General features: G+C 54.4%; 16 protein-coding genes and 1 tRNA gene. 4 read left to right on the top strand and 13 right to left on the bottom strand.

Annotated features, from left to right (window positions below; translation table 11 throughout):
• Window positions 1-41 precede the first annotated feature (41 nt).
• The 3 genes from nqrM to ACR0DT_RS19065 all read right to left on the bottom strand — a co-directional run bounded on the left by nqrM (window position 42) and on the right by ACR0DT_RS19065 (window position 1576).
• A complete protein-coding gene (nqrM, locus tag ACR0DT_RS19075) occupies window positions 42-284 on the bottom strand; it encodes a (Na+)-NQR maturation NqrM (protein ID WP_480712276.1) in 243 nt (80 codons plus the stop codon).
• 15 nt (window positions 285-299) lie between these two features.
• Window positions 300-1325, bottom strand: a complete 1026-nt coding sequence (locus ACR0DT_RS19070; RefSeq protein ID WP_480712275.1) for an FAD:protein FMN transferase — start codon at window positions 1323-1325, stop codon at window positions 300-302.
• Window positions 1326-1390: 65 nt separating this feature from the next.
• The gene (locus ACR0DT_RS19065; protein ID WP_058281551.1) at window positions 1391-1576 is read right to left on the bottom strand and encodes a hypothetical protein; all 186 of its coding nucleotides are present in this window, start codon (window positions 1574-1576) and stop codon (window positions 1391-1393) included.
• Window positions 1577-1699: 123 nt separating this feature from the next.
• Between ACR0DT_RS19065 and ACR0DT_RS19060 the strand changes: the two genes are divergently transcribed.
• A complete protein-coding gene (locus ACR0DT_RS19060; protein WP_480712274.1) occupies window positions 1700-2224 on the top strand; it encodes a CBS domain-containing protein in 525 nt (174 codons plus the stop codon).
• Window positions 2225-2298: 74 nt separating this feature from the next.
• Here ACR0DT_RS19060 and nqrF read toward each other — a convergent pair whose 3' ends face one another.
• Genes nqrF through ACR0DT_RS19030 form a run of 6 tightly spaced genes read right to left on the bottom strand, consistent with a single transcriptional unit; the run spans window position 2299 to window position 8171 of the window.
• On the bottom strand, window positions 2299-3522 hold the full coding sequence (gene nqrF, locus ACR0DT_RS19055; protein ID WP_480712273.1) for an NADH:ubiquinone reductase (Na(+)-transporting) subunit F: 1224 nt from the start codon (window positions 3520-3522) through the stop codon (window positions 2299-2301).
• A 10-nt stretch (window positions 3523-3532) separates the two neighbouring features.
• Entirely contained in the window at window positions 3533-4141 is a 609-nt protein-coding gene (gene nqrE, locus ACR0DT_RS19050; RefSeq protein WP_058281554.1) for an NADH:ubiquinone reductase (Na(+)-transporting) subunit E, read from the bottom strand.
• Window positions 4141-4794, bottom strand: coding sequence for an NADH:ubiquinone reductase (Na(+)-transporting) subunit D (locus tag ACR0DT_RS19045; RefSeq protein ID WP_480712272.1), 654 nt, complete (start codon window positions 4792-4794; stop codon window positions 4141-4143). The genes nqrE and ACR0DT_RS19045 overlap by 1 nt, the downstream gene beginning before the upstream one ends.
• Window positions 4794-5621 carry a Na(+)-translocating NADH-quinone reductase subunit C gene (locus ACR0DT_RS19040; RefSeq protein ID WP_480712271.1) on the bottom strand — a complete coding sequence of 276 codons (828 nt, stop codon included), beginning with the start codon at window positions 5619-5621 and terminating at the stop codon, window positions 4794-4796. The genes ACR0DT_RS19045 and ACR0DT_RS19040 overlap by 1 nt, the downstream gene beginning before the upstream one ends.
• Complete coding sequence (locus ACR0DT_RS19035) at window positions 5614-6822, bottom strand: NADH:ubiquinone reductase (Na(+)-transporting) subunit B (RefSeq protein WP_480712270.1); 1209 nt, start codon at window positions 6820-6822, stop codon at window positions 5614-5616. The genes ACR0DT_RS19040 and ACR0DT_RS19035 overlap by 8 nt, the downstream gene beginning before the upstream one ends.
• 5 nt (window positions 6823-6827) lie before the next feature.
• Window positions 6828-8171 (bottom strand): Na(+)-translocating NADH-quinone reductase subunit A, encoded by a 1344-nt coding sequence (locus ACR0DT_RS19030; protein WP_480712269.1) that lies wholly within the window; start codon window positions 8169-8171, stop codon window positions 6828-6830.
• A gap of 288 nt (window positions 8172-8459) precedes the next feature.
• Here ACR0DT_RS19030 and ACR0DT_RS19025 point away from each other — a divergent pair, with 288 nt between their 5' ends.
• On the top strand, window positions 8460-9575 hold the full coding sequence (locus ACR0DT_RS19025) for a THUMP domain-containing class I SAM-dependent RNA methyltransferase (protein WP_480712268.1): 1116 nt from the start codon (window positions 8460-8462) through the stop codon (window positions 9573-9575).
• A 115-nt stretch (window positions 9576-9690) separates the two neighbouring features.
• Window positions 9691-9767: transfer RNA gene (locus ACR0DT_RS19020), tRNA-Pro, on the top strand.
• Window positions 9768-9984: 217 nt separating this feature from the next.
• Here ACR0DT_RS19020 and ACR0DT_RS19015 read toward each other — a convergent pair.
• The gene (locus ACR0DT_RS19015) at window positions 9985-13185 is read right to left on the bottom strand and encodes a DUF3857 domain-containing transglutaminase family protein (RefSeq protein WP_480712267.1); all 3201 of its coding nucleotides are present in this window, start codon (window positions 13183-13185) and stop codon (window positions 9985-9987) included.
• 458 nt (window positions 13186-13643) lie between these two features.
• Window positions 13644-14177 carry a helix-turn-helix domain-containing protein gene (locus ACR0DT_RS19010; RefSeq protein WP_480712266.1) on the bottom strand — a complete coding sequence of 178 codons (534 nt, stop codon included), beginning with the start codon at window positions 14175-14177 and terminating at the stop codon, window positions 13644-13646.
• 195 nt (window positions 14178-14372) lie between these two features.
• Between ACR0DT_RS19010 and ACR0DT_RS19005 the strand changes: the two genes are divergently transcribed.
• Window positions 14373-15566 (top strand): MFS transporter, encoded by a 1194-nt coding sequence (locus ACR0DT_RS19005; protein WP_480712265.1) that lies wholly within the window; start codon window positions 14373-14375, stop codon window positions 15564-15566.
• A 570-nt stretch (window positions 15567-16136) separates the two neighbouring features.
• Here ACR0DT_RS19005 and ACR0DT_RS19000 read toward each other — a convergent pair.
• Together ACR0DT_RS19000 and ACR0DT_RS18995 are read right to left on the bottom strand one after the other, a co-directional pair.
• Window positions 16137-17243, bottom strand: a complete 1107-nt coding sequence (locus tag ACR0DT_RS19000; protein ID WP_480712264.1) for a lyase family protein — start codon at window positions 17241-17243, stop codon at window positions 16137-16139.
• Entirely contained in the window at window positions 17236-18750 is a 1515-nt protein-coding gene (locus ACR0DT_RS18995) for a tripartite tricarboxylate transporter permease (RefSeq protein WP_480712263.1), read from the bottom strand. Before ACR0DT_RS18995 ends, ACR0DT_RS19000 begins: the two co-directional genes overlap by 8 nt.
• Window positions 18751-18756: the final 6 nt, after the last annotated feature.

Genomic DNA, 18756 nt, shown 5'->3' with positions numbered 1-18756 from the left:
GGACCTAGTTAGCCAATTTCCAGCCCGCAGCGAAGCGTAATTTACGCTTCGGCCTGCCGTTCCATCTGTTCCAGCATTTTCCTAGCGCGTTTGCACTGCAACTGATCGCGCAGCGGGCTGTTGGGATCGACGTCTTTTTGACAAACTACACATTTATCCGCGCCTGAGATCGCATTCAGACCGCCACAACTGCCCTTGATGGTCTTGCCCATCAGCATGACACCCAGCGACATACCCACCATCACGAGGGCGAGCAGAATAAAGGCCAGAATAAAAGTGCTCATCGTGGTTCCTGCCAGTTAGTTGGTTCCAAGCGCGTCTTTGAACGCAGTGCTGTGCACCGTGATATAGGCTTCTTCGCCGCCTGTCACATCCCGCGAGATGAAATACACGGCAAGTTTATGTTCCTCAGCCAGTTCCAGGCCCTTTTCCTGACCCAGCGCTAGCATCGCGGTCGCCCAGGCATCCGCCATCATCGCATTTTCTGCCAGAACTGTCACCGAGGTGGTCCTATGCGTGATCGGGCGCCCCGTTGTCGGGTCGATAATATGCGAATACCGCACACCGTCCTGTTCGAAGTAATTCTTGTAATCGCCCGAGCTGGCCATGCCCAAATCGCTGACCGACACGATCAGCTGATAGGTCTGCGCCCCAGCCTGCGGCTTTTCAATTCCGATCCGCCAGTCTTCACCCTTGTCGTTCTGCCCTTTGGTGACCAGATCGCCGCCTATTTCGACCAGATAATCCTCGATCCCTGCGTCGCGTAGGGTCTCGCCAACGGCATCGATGCCATAACCCTTGGCAATGGCGGACAGGTTGATCCCAACGCCGGGTTCGGATTTAGCCAGTGTTCCTGCCTCGGTGTCCAATGTTAACAACCGCTTCTGTCCGACGCCATTCAGGGCTTCCAGAACCTCGACATCCGACGGAACCGGGTCCTCTGGCTTGCGTGGACCAAAACCCCACAGTTCGATCAAAGGTCCAAGGGTCACATCGAACGTGCCGCCTGTTTTTTCATGTACGTCATTCGCGGCGGCCATCACCTGAGCGAATTCAGCGGATACTGGCACCGGATCAGTGCTGGTCGCGGCAGAAAAGGTCGAAACTTCGGAATTCGGGTCCCAATTGGACATCTTGGCATTGACTTCGGCCAGAGTCTTTTCGACTTCCACCGCCAGCGCGTTTTCGTCCAGATCCTCGCCAATTGCGGTGATATTGAAGGTCGTTCCCATTGTCTCGCCCGACAGGTGAACCACTTCGGGTTCTTTGTCGAACAGGCAGCCGGACAACAAAGTGGCGAAGGCCAGTACAGGCACAAGACGCATGGGCGGTCTCCTGGAAAATCAGTGCCCGGCATATGCCAGCCACCCCTGTCAGAGTCAAATCAGCATCACAGCTTCAGCGGCAAAAAGCCCAGTACCAGAAGGCCGATTCCCGCAGGCAAACCAAACAGCCAGGCCCGTTTCTGCCATCCCGGCGGTTGTTGTTTCCAGGTCATGCGGAAATTATGGCCGCAAACAACCACCACAAAGAAAATCAAAGCGGCCACCGGTGGGGTAAGATACAGGTCGGTCAAAGGCTTAAGCGTCCTTTTTTGGCGGGGGTTTCTGCCGATGAGCGCAATTGCACCCTATACAGGTCGTTTAGCTGCGCTAAGGTAAAAGGGAAAGACTTTGCAGTACCACGAAGGAGATTGCCCATGGCACCAACCTCTTACCAGGCCCCCAAGCGCGGCGACAAAGCTGACAAGACCACGTACAGCCAATCGACGGAATCAAACCTGTCGCACGCGCAGACCACCGTGGCTAAGCTGATGGAAGGTAAAGGGGATGCGGTGTTTTCGGTCCGCCCGAACGATACGATACATTCGGTGGTCAATACGCTGAAGGAAAAGCATATTGGCGCGGTGCTTGTGACTGACCAGAACGGTGCGCTGCAGGGCATCCTGTCCGAGCGTGACATCGTGCGGCGCATGGCGGATACCCCCGGCCAGACCCTGCCGCAAGCGGTCGAGGATCTGATGACACGTGAAGTTAAAACCTGCACGCCTGACGATCTGCTGGACGATATTCTGAAAACCATGACGGATGGACGTTTCCGCCATATGCCCGTTCTGCGTGACGGCAACCTGTGCGGCGTGATCACCATCGGGGACGTCGTGCATTTCCGCTTGAAAGAGCTGGAATACGAAGCGCTTCGCATGAAACAGATGATCGTCGGCTAACCGGTCTCGGTCTATAGGGTTCACAACCCCACAGCTAAAAAAACCGGCGCTGAATGCGCCGGTTTCTTTGTTTCTTACCCGCCGAAATCGTCAAGCATGATGTCTTCGCGGTCCACGCCCAGATCCAGGAGCATGTTGATGACCGACTGGTTCATGATTGGAGGGCCACACATGTAGAACTCGCAATCCTCAGGCGCGGGGTGGTTCTTGAGGTATTCCTCGAACAGAACGTTGTGGATGAAGCCGGTATAGCCTTTCCAGTCATCCTCGGGCTGCGCATCGGACAGAGCCACGTGCCATTCGAAATTGTCAAATTCCTTGGCCAGTGTGTCAAAATCCTCGACAAAGAACATCTCTTTCTTGGACCGCGCGCCGTACCAGAAGCTGATCTTGCGATCGCGGTTTTCGAGACGTTTGAGCTGGTCAAAAATATGGCTGCGCATCGGCGCCATACCGGCACCACCACCGATAAAGACCATCTCTTTCTGCGTTTCACGGGCGAAGAATTCGCCGAACGGGCCTGAAATGGTGACCTTGTCGCCCCGTTTCAGGTTGAAGATATAGGACGACATCTGACCCGCCGGAATACCTTCGGAACCCGGAGGCGGCGAGGCAACCCGGACGTTCAGCATGATCATGCCTTTCTCATCCGGATAGTTCGCCATCGAATAGGCGCGCTCGATTGGTTCACTCACCACGGATTCGTATTGCCACAGATTGAAGCGATCCCAATCTTCGCGGTATTCCTCTTCGATGTCGAAATCGGTGTATTTCAACTGGTGCGCGGGGGCTTCGATCTGGATGTAACCACCGGCACGAAAGTTAACGTCCTCACCTTCGGGCAGGTCCAGCGTCAGCGCCTTGATGAAGGTTGCCACGTTCTCGTTTGACCGAACAGTGCATTCCCATTTCTTGACACCGAAGACCTCTTCGGGGACTTCAATATCCATGTCCTGCTTGACCGCGACCTGACAGGACAGGCGGTCACCACAGGCGGCTTCACGCTTGGTAATGTGGCTTTCCTCAGTCGGCAGGATCGACCCACCGCCCGAATGCACCTTGACCCGACATTGGGCACAGGTGCCGCCACCACCGCAGGCCGACGGGACAAAGAGCTTCTCAGCCGCCAGCGTTTGCAGCAACTTGCCGCCCGCTGGCACCGAGATAGTTTTCTCGCCGTTGATGGTGATGTTCACATCACCGGTGGATACCAGTCTGGAACGTGCCGCCAGAATGATCGTCACCAGCGCGATAACGATCAGAGTAAAGAGGACGACGCCAAGGCTAAAAGTTTCCATTCGTCCCTCCTTACAGTTTCACGCCCGAGAAGGACATGAAGGCCATTGCCATCAGTCCTGCGGTGATGAAGGTAATCCCCAGACCCTGCAGCCCGTCGGGAATGTCCGAGTATTTCAGCTTTTCGCGTACGCCTGCCATCGCAGTGATCGCCAGCGCCCAGCCAAAGCCCGAAGACAAACCATAAGTCGTGGCCTCGGCAAAGTTATAGTCGCGTTCCACCATGAACAGCGAACCACCCAAAATGGCGCAGTTCACCGTGATCAGCGGCAGGAAGATCCCCAGCGCGTTGTAGAGCGGTGGAAAATACTTATCCAAGATCATCTCGAGAATCTGAACCATCGCCGCAATCACACCGATATACGAGATCAGACCAAGGAAGGTCAGGTCTACATCCGGGAACCCGGCCCAAGCCAGCGCGCCTGGTTTCAGCAGATAAGTCAGCAGCAGGTTGTTGGTGGGCACGGTGATCGCCTGCACCAGCATCACCGAAATACCCAGCCCCAGCGCTGTTGAAATCTTCTTGGAAACGGCGATGAAGGTACACATCCCCAGGAAGAAGCTCAGCGCAAGGTTTTCGACAAAGATGGCCTTTACGGCCAGTGAAATCAGACCTTCCATTAGTGGGCCTCTACCTGCTGAATTTTGTATTCACGTTCTTCCACCTGGTTCGGCTTCCATGTGCGGAAGGCCCAGATGATCAGACCGATGATGAAGAACGCCGATGGCGGCAGCAGCAGCATGCCGTTGGGCACGTACCAGCCACCATTGTTGACGGTTTGCAGAATGGTCACACCGAACAGCGACCCCGCACCGAACAGTTCACGGAAGAAACCGACCAGCAGCAGGATCAGGCCATAGCCCATCCCGTTGCCCATGCCGTCAATGAAAGACGCGACCGGAGGGTTCTTCATTGCAAATGCTTCGGCGCGACCCATCACGATACAGTTGGTGATGATCAGACCGACGAACACCGACAGGGTTTTCGAAATCTCGAAGGCATAAGCCTTGAGAATTTGGTCCACCAGGATCACCAGCGACGCGATGATCACCATCTGCACGATGATCCGGATCGAGCTGGGGATCTGGTTGCGCAGGCAGGAGATGAAGAAGGACGAGAACGAGGTCACAAAGATCACCGCCATCGCCATCACGATCGACACCTGCAGCGACGAAGTCACCGCCAGAGCCGAACAAATACCCAACACCTGCAGGGTGATCGGGTTGTTGTCGACAAGCGGGTCGACCAGCATTTCTTTCTTGGTCTGGGACATCAAATCTCTCCTGCTTGCAGTTTGGCCAGGAACGGAGCGAAGCCCGCATCACCCATCCAGAATTTCACCAGGTTATCGACACCAACCGAGGTCAACGTGGCACCGGCCAAAGCGTCGACATAAAAGTCAGGTCCGGCAGCCGGTTGCGATTTCGCAACGGTAATTTGCAAATCACCCGCGTCATCGCGCAGTTTCTTACCGCTCCACAACGCTTTCCAGCGGGGGTTATCCACCTCGGCACCCAGACCAGGCGTTTCACCATGCTGATAGAATTGCAGGCCGTAGATATCGTTGCCGTTGTTCTCCAGCGCGATAAAGCCATAGAGCGTGGACCATAGGCCATAGCCGTGCAGCGGCAGGATCACCTTGTCCAGATCACCCGCATCATCACGCAGCAGGTAGATCACACGATATTTGGCTTTGCGTCCGATCCCGGCCGGGTCGTTATCCAGCGCAACGCTCAACTCAGGATCGCTTGCGGCTGCGATGTCATCGAAAGTGGCCGGATCAAACTGATCATCGACGAAATTACCGGTGGACAGTTCCACAACATGCGGCTCGAACGCGGCAAATGCCTCGGTCACATTGACGCCGGGTTCATAGACACCCGCCACCTGCAGAACGTTGATCTGCTTGTCCTTCAGCTTGTTCGCCTCTTGCACGGGGCGCAGGCTGACAGCGGCCGAAGACACGACCATCGAGGCGACAAGACAGACGGCGACGGCGATAAAGATCGTCTTGCCGACCGAGTCCGGCGAGGCCGCGAGAAACTTGGCAATCGCGCCCTTCGGTGCCTCGTTATTTTCTGGGGATTGCGTATCAGACATGGCGACGCGCCCTCCGTTTAATGTTGGCCTGAACAACGAAATAGTCGATCAGCGGTGCAAAGACGTTGCCAAACAGAATGGCCAGCATCATGCCTTCGGGGAAAGCCGGATTGATCACACGGATCATCACAACCATGACACCGATTAGCGCACCATAAATGTAACGGCCCAGGTTGGTGTGACTGGCCGAAACTGGTTCGGTTACCATGAAGACCAGCCCGAACGCGTAGCCACCGATGACAAGGTGCCAGTACCACGGCATCGCAAACATCGGGTTGGTATCGGAACCGATCAGATTTAGCAGTAGGGAAAAGACGATCATGCCCCCCAGACAGCCAACGATCAGACGATAGTTCGCGATACGCGTCACCAGCAGGAAGCTCAGCCCGATCAGACAGGCCAGTGTCGAGGTTTCGCCGAAGCTGCCCTGCATAAAGCCCATGAAGGCATTCCACCAAGTCAGACCTTCGGCCGCCAGCGCCTGATAGCCTTCGGATGCGGAAACCGACAGCGCAGTTGCACCTGAAAAGCCGTCAACCGGGGTCCAGACCGTGTCGCCCGACATATTCGCCGGATAGGCAAAATACAGGAAGGCACGCCCGACCAGCGCAGGGTTGAGGAAGTTCTTGCCCGTGCCGCCAAACACTTCTTTGCCGATGACCACACCAAAGATGATGCCCAGAGCCACCTGCCACAAAGGGGCAGATGCGGGCATAATCAGCGTGTAAAGCATTGAAGTTACGAGGAAACCTTCGTTAACCTCATGCCCACGTACGGTGGCGAAGATCACCTCGAAAATACCGCCAGCGACCAGGGTTACGATGTAAATCGGCAGGAAATACATCAAACCGTGCATTACATTCGCGAAGACGCTGGACGGGTCCAGAGAGATGCCGAACGCCTGCAAGATGGCGATGCGCCAGCCGGTGGCCGCATCTGGGCCAAGAGCCGCAATCGCGCTGTTGGCTTGGTAGCCAGTGTTCCACATCCCCCACAGAATACAGGGGATCGTCGCAATCACGACATAGGTCATGATCCGCTTCATATCGATGAAGGACCGCGCGTGCGGGGCGACAGTGGTGACGGTTTTCGGAGTGTAGATAAAGCTTTCCACCATCTCGTAGATGGGGAAATATTTCTCGTACTTGCCGCCCTTGGTAAAGTTCGGCTCAATCCGATCGAAGAAGCTGCGCAAACCCATTTGGATCAGCCCTCCTTTTCAATCTTGGTCAGGCAGTCGCGTAGCGCCAGCCCGTATTCATATTTCGCCGGACAGGCAAAGCCGACAAGGCCCAGATCCTCTTCGTCCAACTCCATCGCTCCCAATGCCTGAGCGCTGTCGGTGTCCATTACCAGCAGCGCGCGCAGCAGCTGCGTCGGCAGATAATCCTGCGGCATCAGACGCTCGAACACACCCGTGGGCACCATCGCGCGGCGGCCGCCATTCAGGTTGCTGGTCAGCTTATACAGCTTATGCGAGAACGCAGACCCCAGCACCGGCTGCACCGAGTATTTCGACGGCATCGGACGAATCCATCCCATCGGAATCTGATCGTGGTCTTCGCGAATGATGCTGATCTGACGCGCGAAACGCCCCAGATAGGCAGTCGGTCCCTCGGCGTGCGTTCCCGACAGGATCGAACCCGAGATAACACGCGGAGTGCCGTCCACGTTGATTTCGTCGTTGGTCAGATCATCAGTCGAAGCACCCATGACAGTGCGGATCAGACGCGGCTGACGCGCACCCGGACCGCTGAGTGCAATTACAATATTCGGGTCCAGATGACCGGACTGCATCAGGCGGCCAATAGCGATCACGTCCTGATAGCCGATGGTCCAGACCTGCTTGTCCCCTGCCAGCGGCTCGAGGAAGTGAATATGCGTTCCGGCCAGACCGGCGGGGTGCGGGCCCGAGAAGGCCGCAGCTTCGACGCCCGACACATCCGCGCCCGGAATGGAATCGCCTTCCTTGTGGCACAGATAGGTCTTGCCCTCGGTCAGCTTGGTGATTGCGGCCAGACCAGCGGCAAAGGCCTCGCCAGCGTCGGCAATGATCACGGCTGCGTCTGCCGCCAGTGGTTCACTGTCCATGGCGGTGACGAAAATAGCAGCAGGCGCTGTCCCCGGAACCGGCATTTTCGAATAGGGCCGCGTGCGGAAGGCAGTCCAGAGACCGGCTGTGCACAATTTTTCGGTCACGCCTTCTGCGCTGTCCGCATTGCCCACGCCCGAGAAATCAATCCCTGTATCGTTAGGGTCCGAAACCTCGATCACAACGCTTTGCAATACTCGGCGCGCGCCGCGATTGACGGCCACGATCTTACCGCTCAGCGGGGCGACCATCATCGCCTCGGGCGCGTCCTTATGGCAGAACAGCGGTGTGCCACGCTGAACTGTGTCACCCTCCTGCACCAGCATGCGCGGCTTCAGGCCAAGGTAATCCCCGCCCAACACCCCAACAGTTTTGAATTCAGGTCCCGGCTGGATGGTTTGATCCGGCGCACCTTGCACCGGCAGTTCCAACCCTTTTTTCAGTTTGAAAGTTTGCATATCGCTACTGTCTTCCAAGCCTCTTTGTCTGCGCCGGCTATCTCAACGCTTTGTCAACGTCGGACAATAACGCGGGATTTTCAAACAGTCGTCGCAAAAGCGTCGAAATGCGTCCAAATTCCGCGGGCATAGTTCTGATTGGGGCTCCTTTACGCGGGGATGATGCTAAAAGCAAACCCGTTGCGGCCAAAATCATACATTGATTTTCACTTTCCCTTGAAATGTTTCCTTTTTAGCCCGCAGAAATTGCTGGTCGCACCCGTTGGTCTTCCGGTGTAAGCACGCCCAATGGAACAGACGCATCATCTTGAGATTTTTCTTGTTGCCACCCCGGGGCTTGAGGCACCGTTACATGCTGAAGCGGTTGAAAAGGGATTTGCCAGTGCCAAAATCGTACCTGGCGGGATAAGCTGCCAGGGCGATTGGCGAGAGGTTTGGCGGGCCAATCTGTGTCTGCGCGGAGCCAACAAGGTGCTGGTCCGGATGGGCAGCTTTCCGGCGGTGCATCTGGCACAGCTCGACAAACGGGCGCGCAAATTCCCCTGGTCCGACTTTCTGCGCCCCGACATCCCGATCAAGGTTGATGCGACAAGCCGGAAATCCCGCATCTACCACGCCGGAGCCGCCCGTCAGCGGGTCGAGACGGCTATCACCGAAACACTTGGCGCTCCAATTTCACCCGACGCCGGGTTGCGTGTACTGCTGCGTATCGCAAAGGATATCTGCACCTTCTCGGTGGATACATCTGGCGAGCCCCTTCATAAGCGCGGCCACAAGACGGCAGTGGCCAAGGCCCCTATGCGCGAGACCATGGCCGCGATGTTTCTGCGCGAATGTGGATTTACAGGGTCCGAACCTGTTCTGGACCCTATGTGCGGCTCGGGCACATTCGTAATAGAAGCAACCGAGATTGCGATGGGCCTGAAACCAGGCCGGTCCCGCCGCTTTGCTTTCGAGGACCTGCATGGCTTCGACTCGCAGGCTTGGACTGAAATGCGCAATGACGGGCCACAGTTTGAATTGGACACTGTCTTTTATGGCTCAGACCGGAATGCAGGGGCCGTAGATGCCGCCAGCAGTAACGCAGAAAGTGCCGGGGTTGACGCTCACATCCGAATTCAGAACCGGTCCGTCAGTGACATCAAGCCACCTTCGGGCCCTGCGGGTCTGGTCATCGTCAACCCACCATATGGTGCGAGGATCGGGGATGAAAAACGCCTGCGTTCCCTTTACGGCAGCCTTGGCAAGGTTCTGAAGTCGCGGTTCAGCGGCTGGCGGGTGGGTATCGTTACTAGCAACCAATCGCTTGCTCGTGCAACGCGACTACCGTTATTGCCCGCAGGGCCGGTTGTCGATCATGGTGGTACAAAAATTCGGCTTTACCGCACCGATCCACTGCCCTGATTACACTGTCAACGGTTGAACTGAAGGCAACGTCCATTGCGCGCGAATTCCTGCGCTAGCCCCCAGAATCCCCCTTGCACATCCAAATCCCTGGGTATAGATCACCCGCCACGGTCGGAGTGTAGCTCAGCCTGGTAGAGCACTGTCTTCGGGAGGCAGGGGTCGGAGGTTCGAATCCTCTCACTCCGACCAATTAAATCAGATACTTATGCTGATTTCTCGACTCTCATAAATCCCCTGTTTTTGTTACGCATAATGGTTTGCGGTAAGATAGCCAATTCCGCGAGCCAGAACCTTAAATTGATGCATATTGCTAAAAAACAAACACTTAGCCTTATAGTCTCCTAAGACTTAGCGGGAACAAAGGCAGAAACCGGGAAACCCCCATTCGAGCAGCAAAGAAGAGCACTTAACCATTTCCCTCTTCTTGTTTGGCTTTTGCAGCAAGCACCTCCGCTCGTATACCTTGCCGGAAGAACGACAGCATTAGCATTGCAACCAAGAAGAAGACTGGAAAAACCATCAACTGCGTCGCGTTCAGACCTAGATAGATCGGTTGATCTTCCACAACTTCAAATAGCCGTTGATGAAGGTAGACATAATAACCGTCGTTATTGTCAACGTAGTTCTCACCCTCTCGCCACGCTGCTTCGTCACCAGGTTTAAGCGTTGTTTCTTTTGTTTTTAAGCTCCATTGGTATGTCCAGGTTGCGCCCGCCACATCCCACTCGCCGCCGGTTTCGAATTGGATAAAGTCATTTTCGAACTCAAGCGCGTTTGGCTCTTCAATTGGGGCCGGAACATTGCGCATAACAACCTTATGAATGTTATGCATCGGAGCGTTTACGCGGGATTGCCCTTCCAGCACCTCATCGTCGTCAAACTCATAGAGCTCGCCCGAAATAGCGTAGCCATAGTGGTTCAATTTGTTCCAAAGGTCTTTTTCCTCAAACCCCTCACGAGGCAACGTGTAACGTTGGACGAGTTTAAAAACATTTGCGTCCAGATCATCCTCAATGATTATCGCCTCCGAGTGTGTGGCTCCGGGAAACCGTTTGGCGTACCACTTTTCGTATTGCTTGCGCCGATCTTCCATGTCCTCGCCGTCATAGCGCCAGCGCATGTTATCCGCTTCCACACCTCGCCACGTATCCGTGACATTGAGCACGGCCGCAATTGGGCCTTCGTCAAGGAACTCATATTCTTGGACGACCTCTCGGGTCGGTTCGTCAGAAAGATACCTCACAACTTCAACAAGCTCAGTACTGTCTTCCGCCAAGGGAAGCCCCCAGGCGAAGTCCCCCAGTGGGATCTCGCGACCCACACCGCCTTGCAGTAGGTCGGTTGCGTCAACGAACCAGTCACCATGCGGATCGCGAACACGGACAATTGCGTGATCGAAGATAAATGGAGAAGGCAACATGCGCGGCAATGCAGGCCCCATGTCGTGGTCCACGAGAACGACGTCGGCCTCAATCTGCAAATGCGCCAGCATGGAAATGAGAAGAAGCGCTTTGTCCTTGCAATCGCCATATGCGCTCAGCCAGACTTCCTCCGGGGATCGGGGTATCCAGCCGCCTTCACCAATTGAAACGCTAAAATACCGGACCCGGTCCTGCACCAAACGCAAGGCTTGGGTCGCGCGCCATTGCGGATCTTCGGACTGTTCCAGCATTTCATCAAGCAACTCGACCAGATCAACCGGCAGCAAATCCGGTCTGGGTTTATAGTCGCTGGTTAGTCCCTGAACGATCTGTGACCAATCCTGAAAGGTCGAGAGTTGCAACCCATCGTTGGAGACATCCCAATCATCCGCAGAGCGTGTGTTTCTGTCGTCGTCTTCTGCCTTTTCCAAGGACCAACGCAAGATCGTCCTGCCAGCAACCTCTTCAAGCTGCACATCGAACTCATCCGTGTGGTTCAGCTCGAATTGCGTTGAAGTGGGCAAATCAATGGACGTGCGCCTCTTTTCCCACCCCCAGTCTCTGACGCCGTCTGAACGATAGTGGAACTGATCCGGGAAAACCGGTGTGGTGGCCGTTGTTGACCAGATCATCTCGACGGTGTCGCCGACACGAAGATCTGCGATCTGACCGAAATACTCAATGTCGCCCAGCATCACACCTGAGTTGAGCTCCGGTTCACGCCGGAGTTCTTCGAACGGCAAGTTGAGTTGGTTTAATACCTTGCCATTTCTGTGTATCTGCAAACGATGAAGAGTGGCGCGTTCAAAATTCGGGTCCACCATCAGCTGCACTTCGCCATAGAGTTCTAGCGTGGACCGATCATGCACGGCAAAGAAGCTCTGCCTGACCCTCTGATACCCACTGTCTTCCACTCTGATCTTATCGTCGTGAATGGGCAGATTAACGGATGTGTCAGCATGCAAAGCCGCTTCTCGATCCCGCAGCGAAACTTCCTCATACCACTCAGGTAGGTTTTTATCGCGCAGCAGTTCCTCTGATGCAGGTTTGGCACCAGCCATATTAAGCAAGCCCAATATGACAAGAAAGACGATGACCCAAATTGCTATGTTGGCAGAAGTGGTTTGCCACCACTTCTTTTTCTCAACTTTCGGAGCCGCCGTGCGTTTGTTGTCTGCCCACAGGCCCAGCCCCTGAGAAACCCTGTAAGCGGAAAGGAGATTTGCCGCAGAGGGTATTTCCGGAACAACATGCAGTTGATCATCCTTCGTCTCGATAATGGTCAGACTATTTTCGTTGTGAACAGCACGAACTGCGGACCAATCGAGGCGCAATCGTTTCCCTTCACGCCAGATTTCAACAGCTGTCTTGTCGCAACTCACTGCTGTCGGACCCCAGTCGAAACCTCGTAAAAGCCCGTGGCGATAGTAATGAAGATGGCGCAGTTTTGGCAGGTAAGGCCAATCATTAACCGTAGATGCGGTCATCGCGATAAATAACAATACGACACCGACTTGGTTGAACAAAGGAAAGCCCGCATCCAATGACTTCCCGGTTAACAAAACAAAGAAGAGAAACACAGAGAGACCCGCGATCCACACGTACGCCAAATAGCTGAAGACTGAGGCCAACCATCCAGGGCATGGAGTGCCCAGTTTTTTGGATAAGCCCTCCAATGCACGAAAGGCCACGGTCGCTGATATATCCTGGTGTTCGGCCATTGCCGGAGCGTTTCTTAGGTCAAAACCTTTCGAGCTTTCTGCTCCCTTTGCCTCTTTCACTTTCTCCACGAGCCGTCGTGCATCTTCATCCGAAGGCAATGGAAGAAAAAACAGCCTGTGGTTCGCTCTTTTCCAAATCACAAACCGACCAACGCGCATCGGTTTGGATACATGCGAAAAGTGCCACGCTTCTTTCTGGTGAGCTTCAACTGCTTCGACATAGTCTTTCTTGACTGTGTACTGCGTTTTGCCGCCACAGAGTTCTGCTGCACTGAGAATTACAGGGGCGCGGCCTTTCCAAACCGCCCACATACCGCCAGCACTCCTTGCGTGTGATCGCGCAAGAAAAAAGCAAAAAAGTGCAAGTGGAATTGGTGCCCAAGGCGTGGATCCCGCAGTGCTCAGGTCCAGTCCGGAATGCCAGATAGCAACAAAGGCTCCCAGAATCTCGGCCAGAAACGTCACGGTCAGGCATCCTACCCCTGCTACCAACAGAAGAAATAGCTTAAACGCTCTGCGAGCATCCAACCGGCACCGCTCAAAACGAACTTCGCTCGTCAGTTCGGTTTCGAGGATCAGTATTGACGAATTGCTTGACGCTGGCACTAACTTCGAATGAATCGCATTCACAATAGTATTTCCCAACAAACTCAATACTCGCCAATAGATTGAACATTCATGGCAAAAATAAGGTGTTGGTGTAGTTCACAGCGACAGCTAACCTTCTAACAATCCGCTGCGAAAGGCGGTTTATGTCAACTCAGAATTGAATGATCACGATCGTCGTTAAGGCATCGGCTGAAACCTACCTCTCAGAGCGAAATTCAAAGACCGGGATGGCGACACATACTGCTTGGATTTGAATTCCTTGCCGAGTGAGCGAGATCAGTAAACGCTGTGAGCTATGCTGCAACTGAGTAACGTCAGTAATGTGGAGGTGTCACTGCCCAGACCAGCACTGTGTCACTGTCGCCGGGATTGTGGTAGCGGTGTGGTCGGGTTGATGCGAAGCGGAAGGAATCCCCCGGCATCAGGTACATAACCTGATCATCAACTGTCACCTCAAGCCTTCCTTCTAGGACATAGCCGCCTTCCTCTCCTTTGTGAGAATAGAGGGTGTCGCCCGAGCTTGCGCCAGGGGCGAAGGTTGTAAGAATCATTTCTAGTTGGCCGCTGAGCGAAGGAGTTAAGAGTTCGTCACGCACGCCCGATTCAAAACGCAGAGCCCGTCTACGCGTGCCGCGCACCACGATGTCACTTTCGGGATCGGCCTCTTCTTCGGGGTCAGGAAAGAACCAGTTGATCCCGACACCCAACGCCTTGCCGATCACATTTAGGCTTCGCACAGAGGGATCAGCATCCTGGCGCTCCAGTTGACTCAGATAGCCCACCGATAAATTTGTCATTTCCGCCAACTGCTTAAGTGTCAATCCTTTTGCCTTGCGCAGCTCGCGCATTCGAGGGCCAACTATTTCCTGGGTCGCTCTTTTGTTCACGGGTCAGATCTCTCGCTAGTAACTTTATCATAATTTTTATTGCAAAATTATGATGTAGCAGTATTTATTTGCGCAATACTAAGATGAAACAAGTGAATTTAGAAGGTAGGGACTTGCGTGGTTTGAGCCTTGCCCCTGTACCGACGGAGCATTCCTGTGTTTAAGAACAATTTCTTCAGGGCCTATGGGTTTTGGCATTGGGGTGAAGGGTTTCAAACCGTCCTTTTCACTTGGTACATGGCGTTTCACGCTGAGTTATCGGCCACCAAGATCGGATTTTATCAGGCACTCGTGCTGTCTCCATTTCTGGTGTTCACCATTTTCGGTGGCACACTGACAGACAGGGTGGGTGCGGGACTGAGTTACATTGTTTCGACCAGTATTTTTGTTGCTATTTTAATATCTTATGGCATTATCGACCAGCAGTTCGGTTTCGTTCCTGGACTGTTTTTTCTGTATTGTATCGGCGCTGGAGTCGTCAGCGCTATTTCTAATCCTGCGATAGATACCTTCATTCCTGACGCCACCGATCAACCGGTTCAGGATAACAGTCTGCTGGCGGCAACGGCGCATAATATCGCGAAACTGACCGGGAATATTTCAGGACTTCTCTTGCCGCTATTGTCGGCAACCGGTGGGTTTGTGGTGAATGGGCTATTAATGGCCATCAGCGTTGTATTCTTACGCGCGCATCGGCGTGCCGGGCACGGGCGCCCGTCCCTTTGCATTGATCAGCCCGACCTGAGACACGGGATTTTTCGACGGATTGTTCTGCATTATAAAAGTTGTCCGGAAAATTTTGATATCCTGCTGTCCAGCGCGTTACTTGGGTTAATTATTGTGCCTGCTGGTTACATTCTTGTTCCGCTTACACTGCGCGACCGGTTTCCCGACTACGGAGACATGATCGCCGTGATTGGCGTTTCCTCGTGGGTCGGGGCAATCTTCGCCACAGCGGCTGCAAAGAGGATATCTTCCCGAATTCTGCGACCCGGTGCTTTGTCTCTCGCGATCTGGGGAACATATGGCGCGGGCATGCTGATATTGATCAGCGTTGGAAGCTTCCCCGCCCTGTGTCTGGTTGTCTTTGTTTTTGGGGGCGTCAAAGTTGGTAAGGCACTAGTTTACGGGAAATACCTTTACAACAGTCCTTTAAGTGACCGTGGCCTGATCGTCGCCGTGGATCAAACTGCCTTTTGGGGGTTGGCGACGTTGGGTACGGCGGGGATGGGGCTGCTGGTGGATCTGATCGGACTGAATTCAACGATTATGTTGACCAGCGGGTGTGTCTTGTTTGGTGTTTTCTCTCTGACCGTCAGAGGAAATTTGTCAGCGATGGTGCCGGCTTAATAAAGCACAATAATACAACGCCTTCCTCAAAGCAGACCTTTGTCGGATTGCAGCTAAAGAGCGCGTTTCAGAGTGCCGCAAGTATGGTGGTGTTTAAAGAAAAAAGGCATTTTTTACCCGTCCGAACGGGAGGGGGTACAAGCCATTCTCGTGTTGTCGTCGGGCGCTATGACAAAGCCTTCGCTTTCCGCCAACCCGGTATAGCTATACCTGAAATCCACCGGTTTCGTTTAACTACGATCCGAACCCGGTTCGATGGGATGATCCTGCGAGCCCCTAAAAGGAGCGAGCAATCTCAGCGTTCAGCTCTGGCAGCCAAACCATCAGCGAAGTTTTGAAAAAAGATTCCAATGTCAAAACTGAAGGTGCAAAGTCGGGCCCTGCCGCGACATTGTCTTTCGATCTGTTCAGGCATTCGCCCAACTCGGAACGCCGGGAAATCGGACAATTCTTGGTGAACCGAAGTACTCCCTCGCCCTGGGTTCTGCTTAACTACGCGCTAACGAAAGACTCCCCGAACCGCAAAAGAAGGCACGGCGCAACGGCCACATTCGAGCCATTGCGCCTTAGTCACTGGTGCATTTGCTGTACAGTCAAATATTTGGCCCTAATCGACCTGTTCATCGCATCCGTATCGAAGGTCAGATTCCGCATCATCCGCTCCGACCATTGCAATGCCCCCGAAGTCAGGAGAAACGTCTCTGGCACCACCACCCATTCGCCAATCCAGACACCACCGGACCGTTCGTGTTCGTGCAGGGTCAGTTCACCAATTTGCTCGGCGCGCTGGCGGCCAAGGCGGGCCACAGCCTCGCCAAATTCCGATGCGCGCTGATTTCGTTTATGGGCCATCGCCGAAGACGCACCTCTGCCTGGTTCGTGTGCCTCAAGGAATTCCCCAATATCGGATGACGAAAGCTGATTAACGTTGTGGGCAATTTTACAAAGGGTACCGCAAAGCGCACCAAGGGCAGTGATGATGTCAGCCATTCCGTCGCGGGCATTCTGCCAATGGGGCTCGACCACACTCAGCCCAAGAGCTGCAGCCATGCCCTGTTTGATCTGCTGACCAGTCCCGTTTTCATAGCCGCGCAAATCGCCGACCGGCCCACCAATCTGGGCGTTCAAGCCGCGCATCGCCGCATCGTTCAGCGCTTGCAAACGGCGTTGCAGTTCCGAGTGCCAAACCATAAGTTTCGTGGCCAGCTGGATCGGCACAGCATGTTGCCCGTTGGTGCGGCCTATCATCATCGTGTCGGGATGAGTGGAAACATGAAGGTCAATGGCCGCAATAACACGGTTCAGTGCGTTCTGAACAAGCTCAAGCCCCAGTTTCATCTGCAAGGCCGTCGCAGTATCCATAACGTCTTGCGTGGTCGCCCTAAAATGCACATACACCGCGTGATCAGGCAGAAGTGCGCGCATCTGTTTTACCAACCCGACAATCGGACGGCCGACCAGCATCATTTCCTCCTGCAATTCGGTTTTATTCAAATCGCAGATAGATAAAGCATTGATCGCCTTCGCAGCCTCGGTGGGGATCAAACCAGCCATTGCCTGATGCTCGGCAAGTACCTGTTCCACCCTGAGCCAGGCCGAAATGACCGTATGTTCTGACCAAATGGACCGCATGTTCGCACTGGAAAAGCAATCCCGGTAGATACCATAATCAAGCATCTCCAAGTTCTCCTTGCGCAATCCGGCGTTCTTTCACGATCCCGCGTATGCGGAACGCCATCGCCGCAAGCCCGACCAACAGAAACGCCAGTGCAATGGGGCGTTCTACAAAGACCAAAGCCCCGCCATCGGACATCAGCAGCGACTGGCGAAAAGTTTCTTCTGCACCCTTGGCCAACACAAAGGAGATAACGAAGGCTGCGACGTTGAAATCGTATTTCCGCATCAGCCATCCAGCGAAACCTGCAACCGTCATGACGGTCACGTCAAACATCGACCCGCGCGCGGAATAGGCGGCAACAAACGAAGTCAGAAAGATCAGCGGGTAAAGCACGTTTGTCGGGATTTTCAGGATCAGTCGCGCGACCTGCGTGGCTCCGAAATAGCCGATTACTCCATAGGCGAGGATACCCAGCATGCCGCAGGCGAACAGTTTATAAACCAGTTCCTTGTCTGTCAGAAATAAGGTCGGGCCAACCTGAATGCCATGGATGAGGAACACACCCAAGAGGATTGCACCAATGGTTGATCCCGGAATTCCAAGCGTCAGCAGCGGTGCCATCGAGGGACCAGATACCGCGTTATTGGCGGCCTCGGGGGCGGCCACCCCTTCCAGCGCGCCCTTGCCCCACATCTCGGGGTTTTTGGCGCGGCGCTTGCCTTCTCCGTATGAGATAAATGCAGCGATGGCTGAACCGAGACCAGGTAGAACACCAATGCCCGCACCAATGAAACCGCCACGGAAGGCGTGCGGCAGGCAGGGTTTATATTCCTCCCATGTCAGGATGTTTCCGTCTGCCTTGCTTTCATTCTCTTTGGTTTCACAGGTGACTTTGCGCCGGTTTTCCAGCTGCGCAAAGACCTCACCCAGAACGAACACACCGATCATCAGCGGCACAAGTCCGATGCCGTTAGACAACTCGAAAGACCCGAACGTATAGCGTTCTTCGCTTGAAATGGGGTCCAGCCCGACCATCGCGATCAGGATACCCACCAAGGCTGACGCCAGTCCTTTGACGATTGAGTTGCCGATGACAGATCCAATCACCACGAAGGCGGCAAAATAGATGGCGAAGGTTTCGGGCGGTCCCAGTTTCAGGGCAATGGCTGCGATGAATCCGACGCCGATGACCAACAAAATGTCCCCCATCAGGTCGCCAATGATGGATGAAATCGTGGCGACCTTCATCGCTTTGCCCGCTTTTCCAGCACGTGCCAGCGGATAGCCATCGATCTGTGTTGCTGCACTAGCCGCGGTACCAGGTGTATTGAACAGGATTGCCGCGATCGACCCGCCATAACGCCCGGATTTTCCGATCACATACAGGAATGCGAGCGCAAATATCGGCGACATATAAAAGGTGATGGGAAGCAGCATAGCAATCGCGGCTGACGCTGTCAGACCGGGTGTGGCCCCAACGATCATGCCAACGACTGCGGCAAGGACAATTGCAAACAGCAGCGTTGGGTCCGTGATAACCGAAAGAAGAGCAGGAAAGATATCCATGGCGGA

Source organism: Ruegeria sp. BI11 (assembly GCF_056538005.1).
Note: the sequence above shows the minus strand (reverse complement) of the source record. Positions and strands in the feature narration are given on the sequence as shown.

What these genes read in the sequence shown, in the direction of transcription:
- ACR0DT_RS19025 (WP_480712268.1), top strand. Translation starts at nt 8,460, where the DNA reads ATGGAACAGACGCATCATCTTGAGATTTTTCTTGTTGCCACCCCGGGG.
- nqrF (WP_480712273.1), bottom strand. Translation starts at nt 3,522, where the DNA reads ATGGAAACTTTTAGCCTTGGCGTCGTCCTCTTTACTCTGATCGTTATC.
- ACR0DT_RS19035 (WP_480712270.1), bottom strand. Translation starts at nt 6,822, where the DNA reads ATGGGTTTGCGCAGCTTCTTCGATCGGATTGAGCCGAACTTTACCAAG.
- ACR0DT_RS19010 (WP_480712266.1), bottom strand. Translation starts at nt 14,177, where the DNA reads ATGCGCGAGCTGCGCAAGGCAAAAGGATTGACACTTAAGCAGTTGGCG.
- ACR0DT_RS19000 (WP_480712264.1), bottom strand. Translation starts at nt 17,243, where the DNA reads ATGCTTGATTATGGTATCTACCGGGATTGCTTTTCCAGTGCGAACATG.
- nqrE (WP_058281554.1), bottom strand. Translation starts at nt 4,141, where the DNA reads ATGGAAGGTCTGATTTCACTGGCCGTAAAGGCCATCTTTGTCGAAAAC.
- ACR0DT_RS19070 (WP_480712275.1), bottom strand. Translation starts at nt 1,325, where the DNA reads ATGCGTCTTGTGCCTGTACTGGCCTTCGCCACTTTGTTGTCCGGCTGC.
- ACR0DT_RS19030 (WP_480712269.1), bottom strand. Translation starts at nt 8,171, where the DNA reads ATGCAAACTTTCAAACTGAAAAAAGGGTTGGAACTGCCGGTGCAAGGT.
- nqrM (WP_480712276.1), bottom strand. Translation starts at nt 284, where the DNA reads ATGAGCACTTTTATTCTGGCCTTTATTCTGCTCGCCCTCGTGATGGTG.
- ACR0DT_RS18995 (WP_480712263.1), bottom strand. Translation starts at nt 18,750, where the DNA reads ATGGATATCTTTCCTGCTCTTCTTTCGGTTATCACGGACCCAACGCTG.
- ACR0DT_RS19060 (WP_480712274.1), top strand. Translation starts at nt 1,700, where the DNA reads ATGGCACCAACCTCTTACCAGGCCCCCAAGCGCGGCGACAAAGCTGAC.
- ACR0DT_RS19040 (WP_480712271.1), bottom strand. Translation starts at nt 5,621, where the DNA reads ATGTCTGATACGCAATCCCCAGAAAATAACGAGGCACCGAAGGGCGCG.
- ACR0DT_RS19045 (WP_480712272.1), bottom strand. Translation starts at nt 4,794, where the DNA reads ATGTCCCAGACCAAGAAAGAAATGCTGGTCGACCCGCTTGTCGACAAC.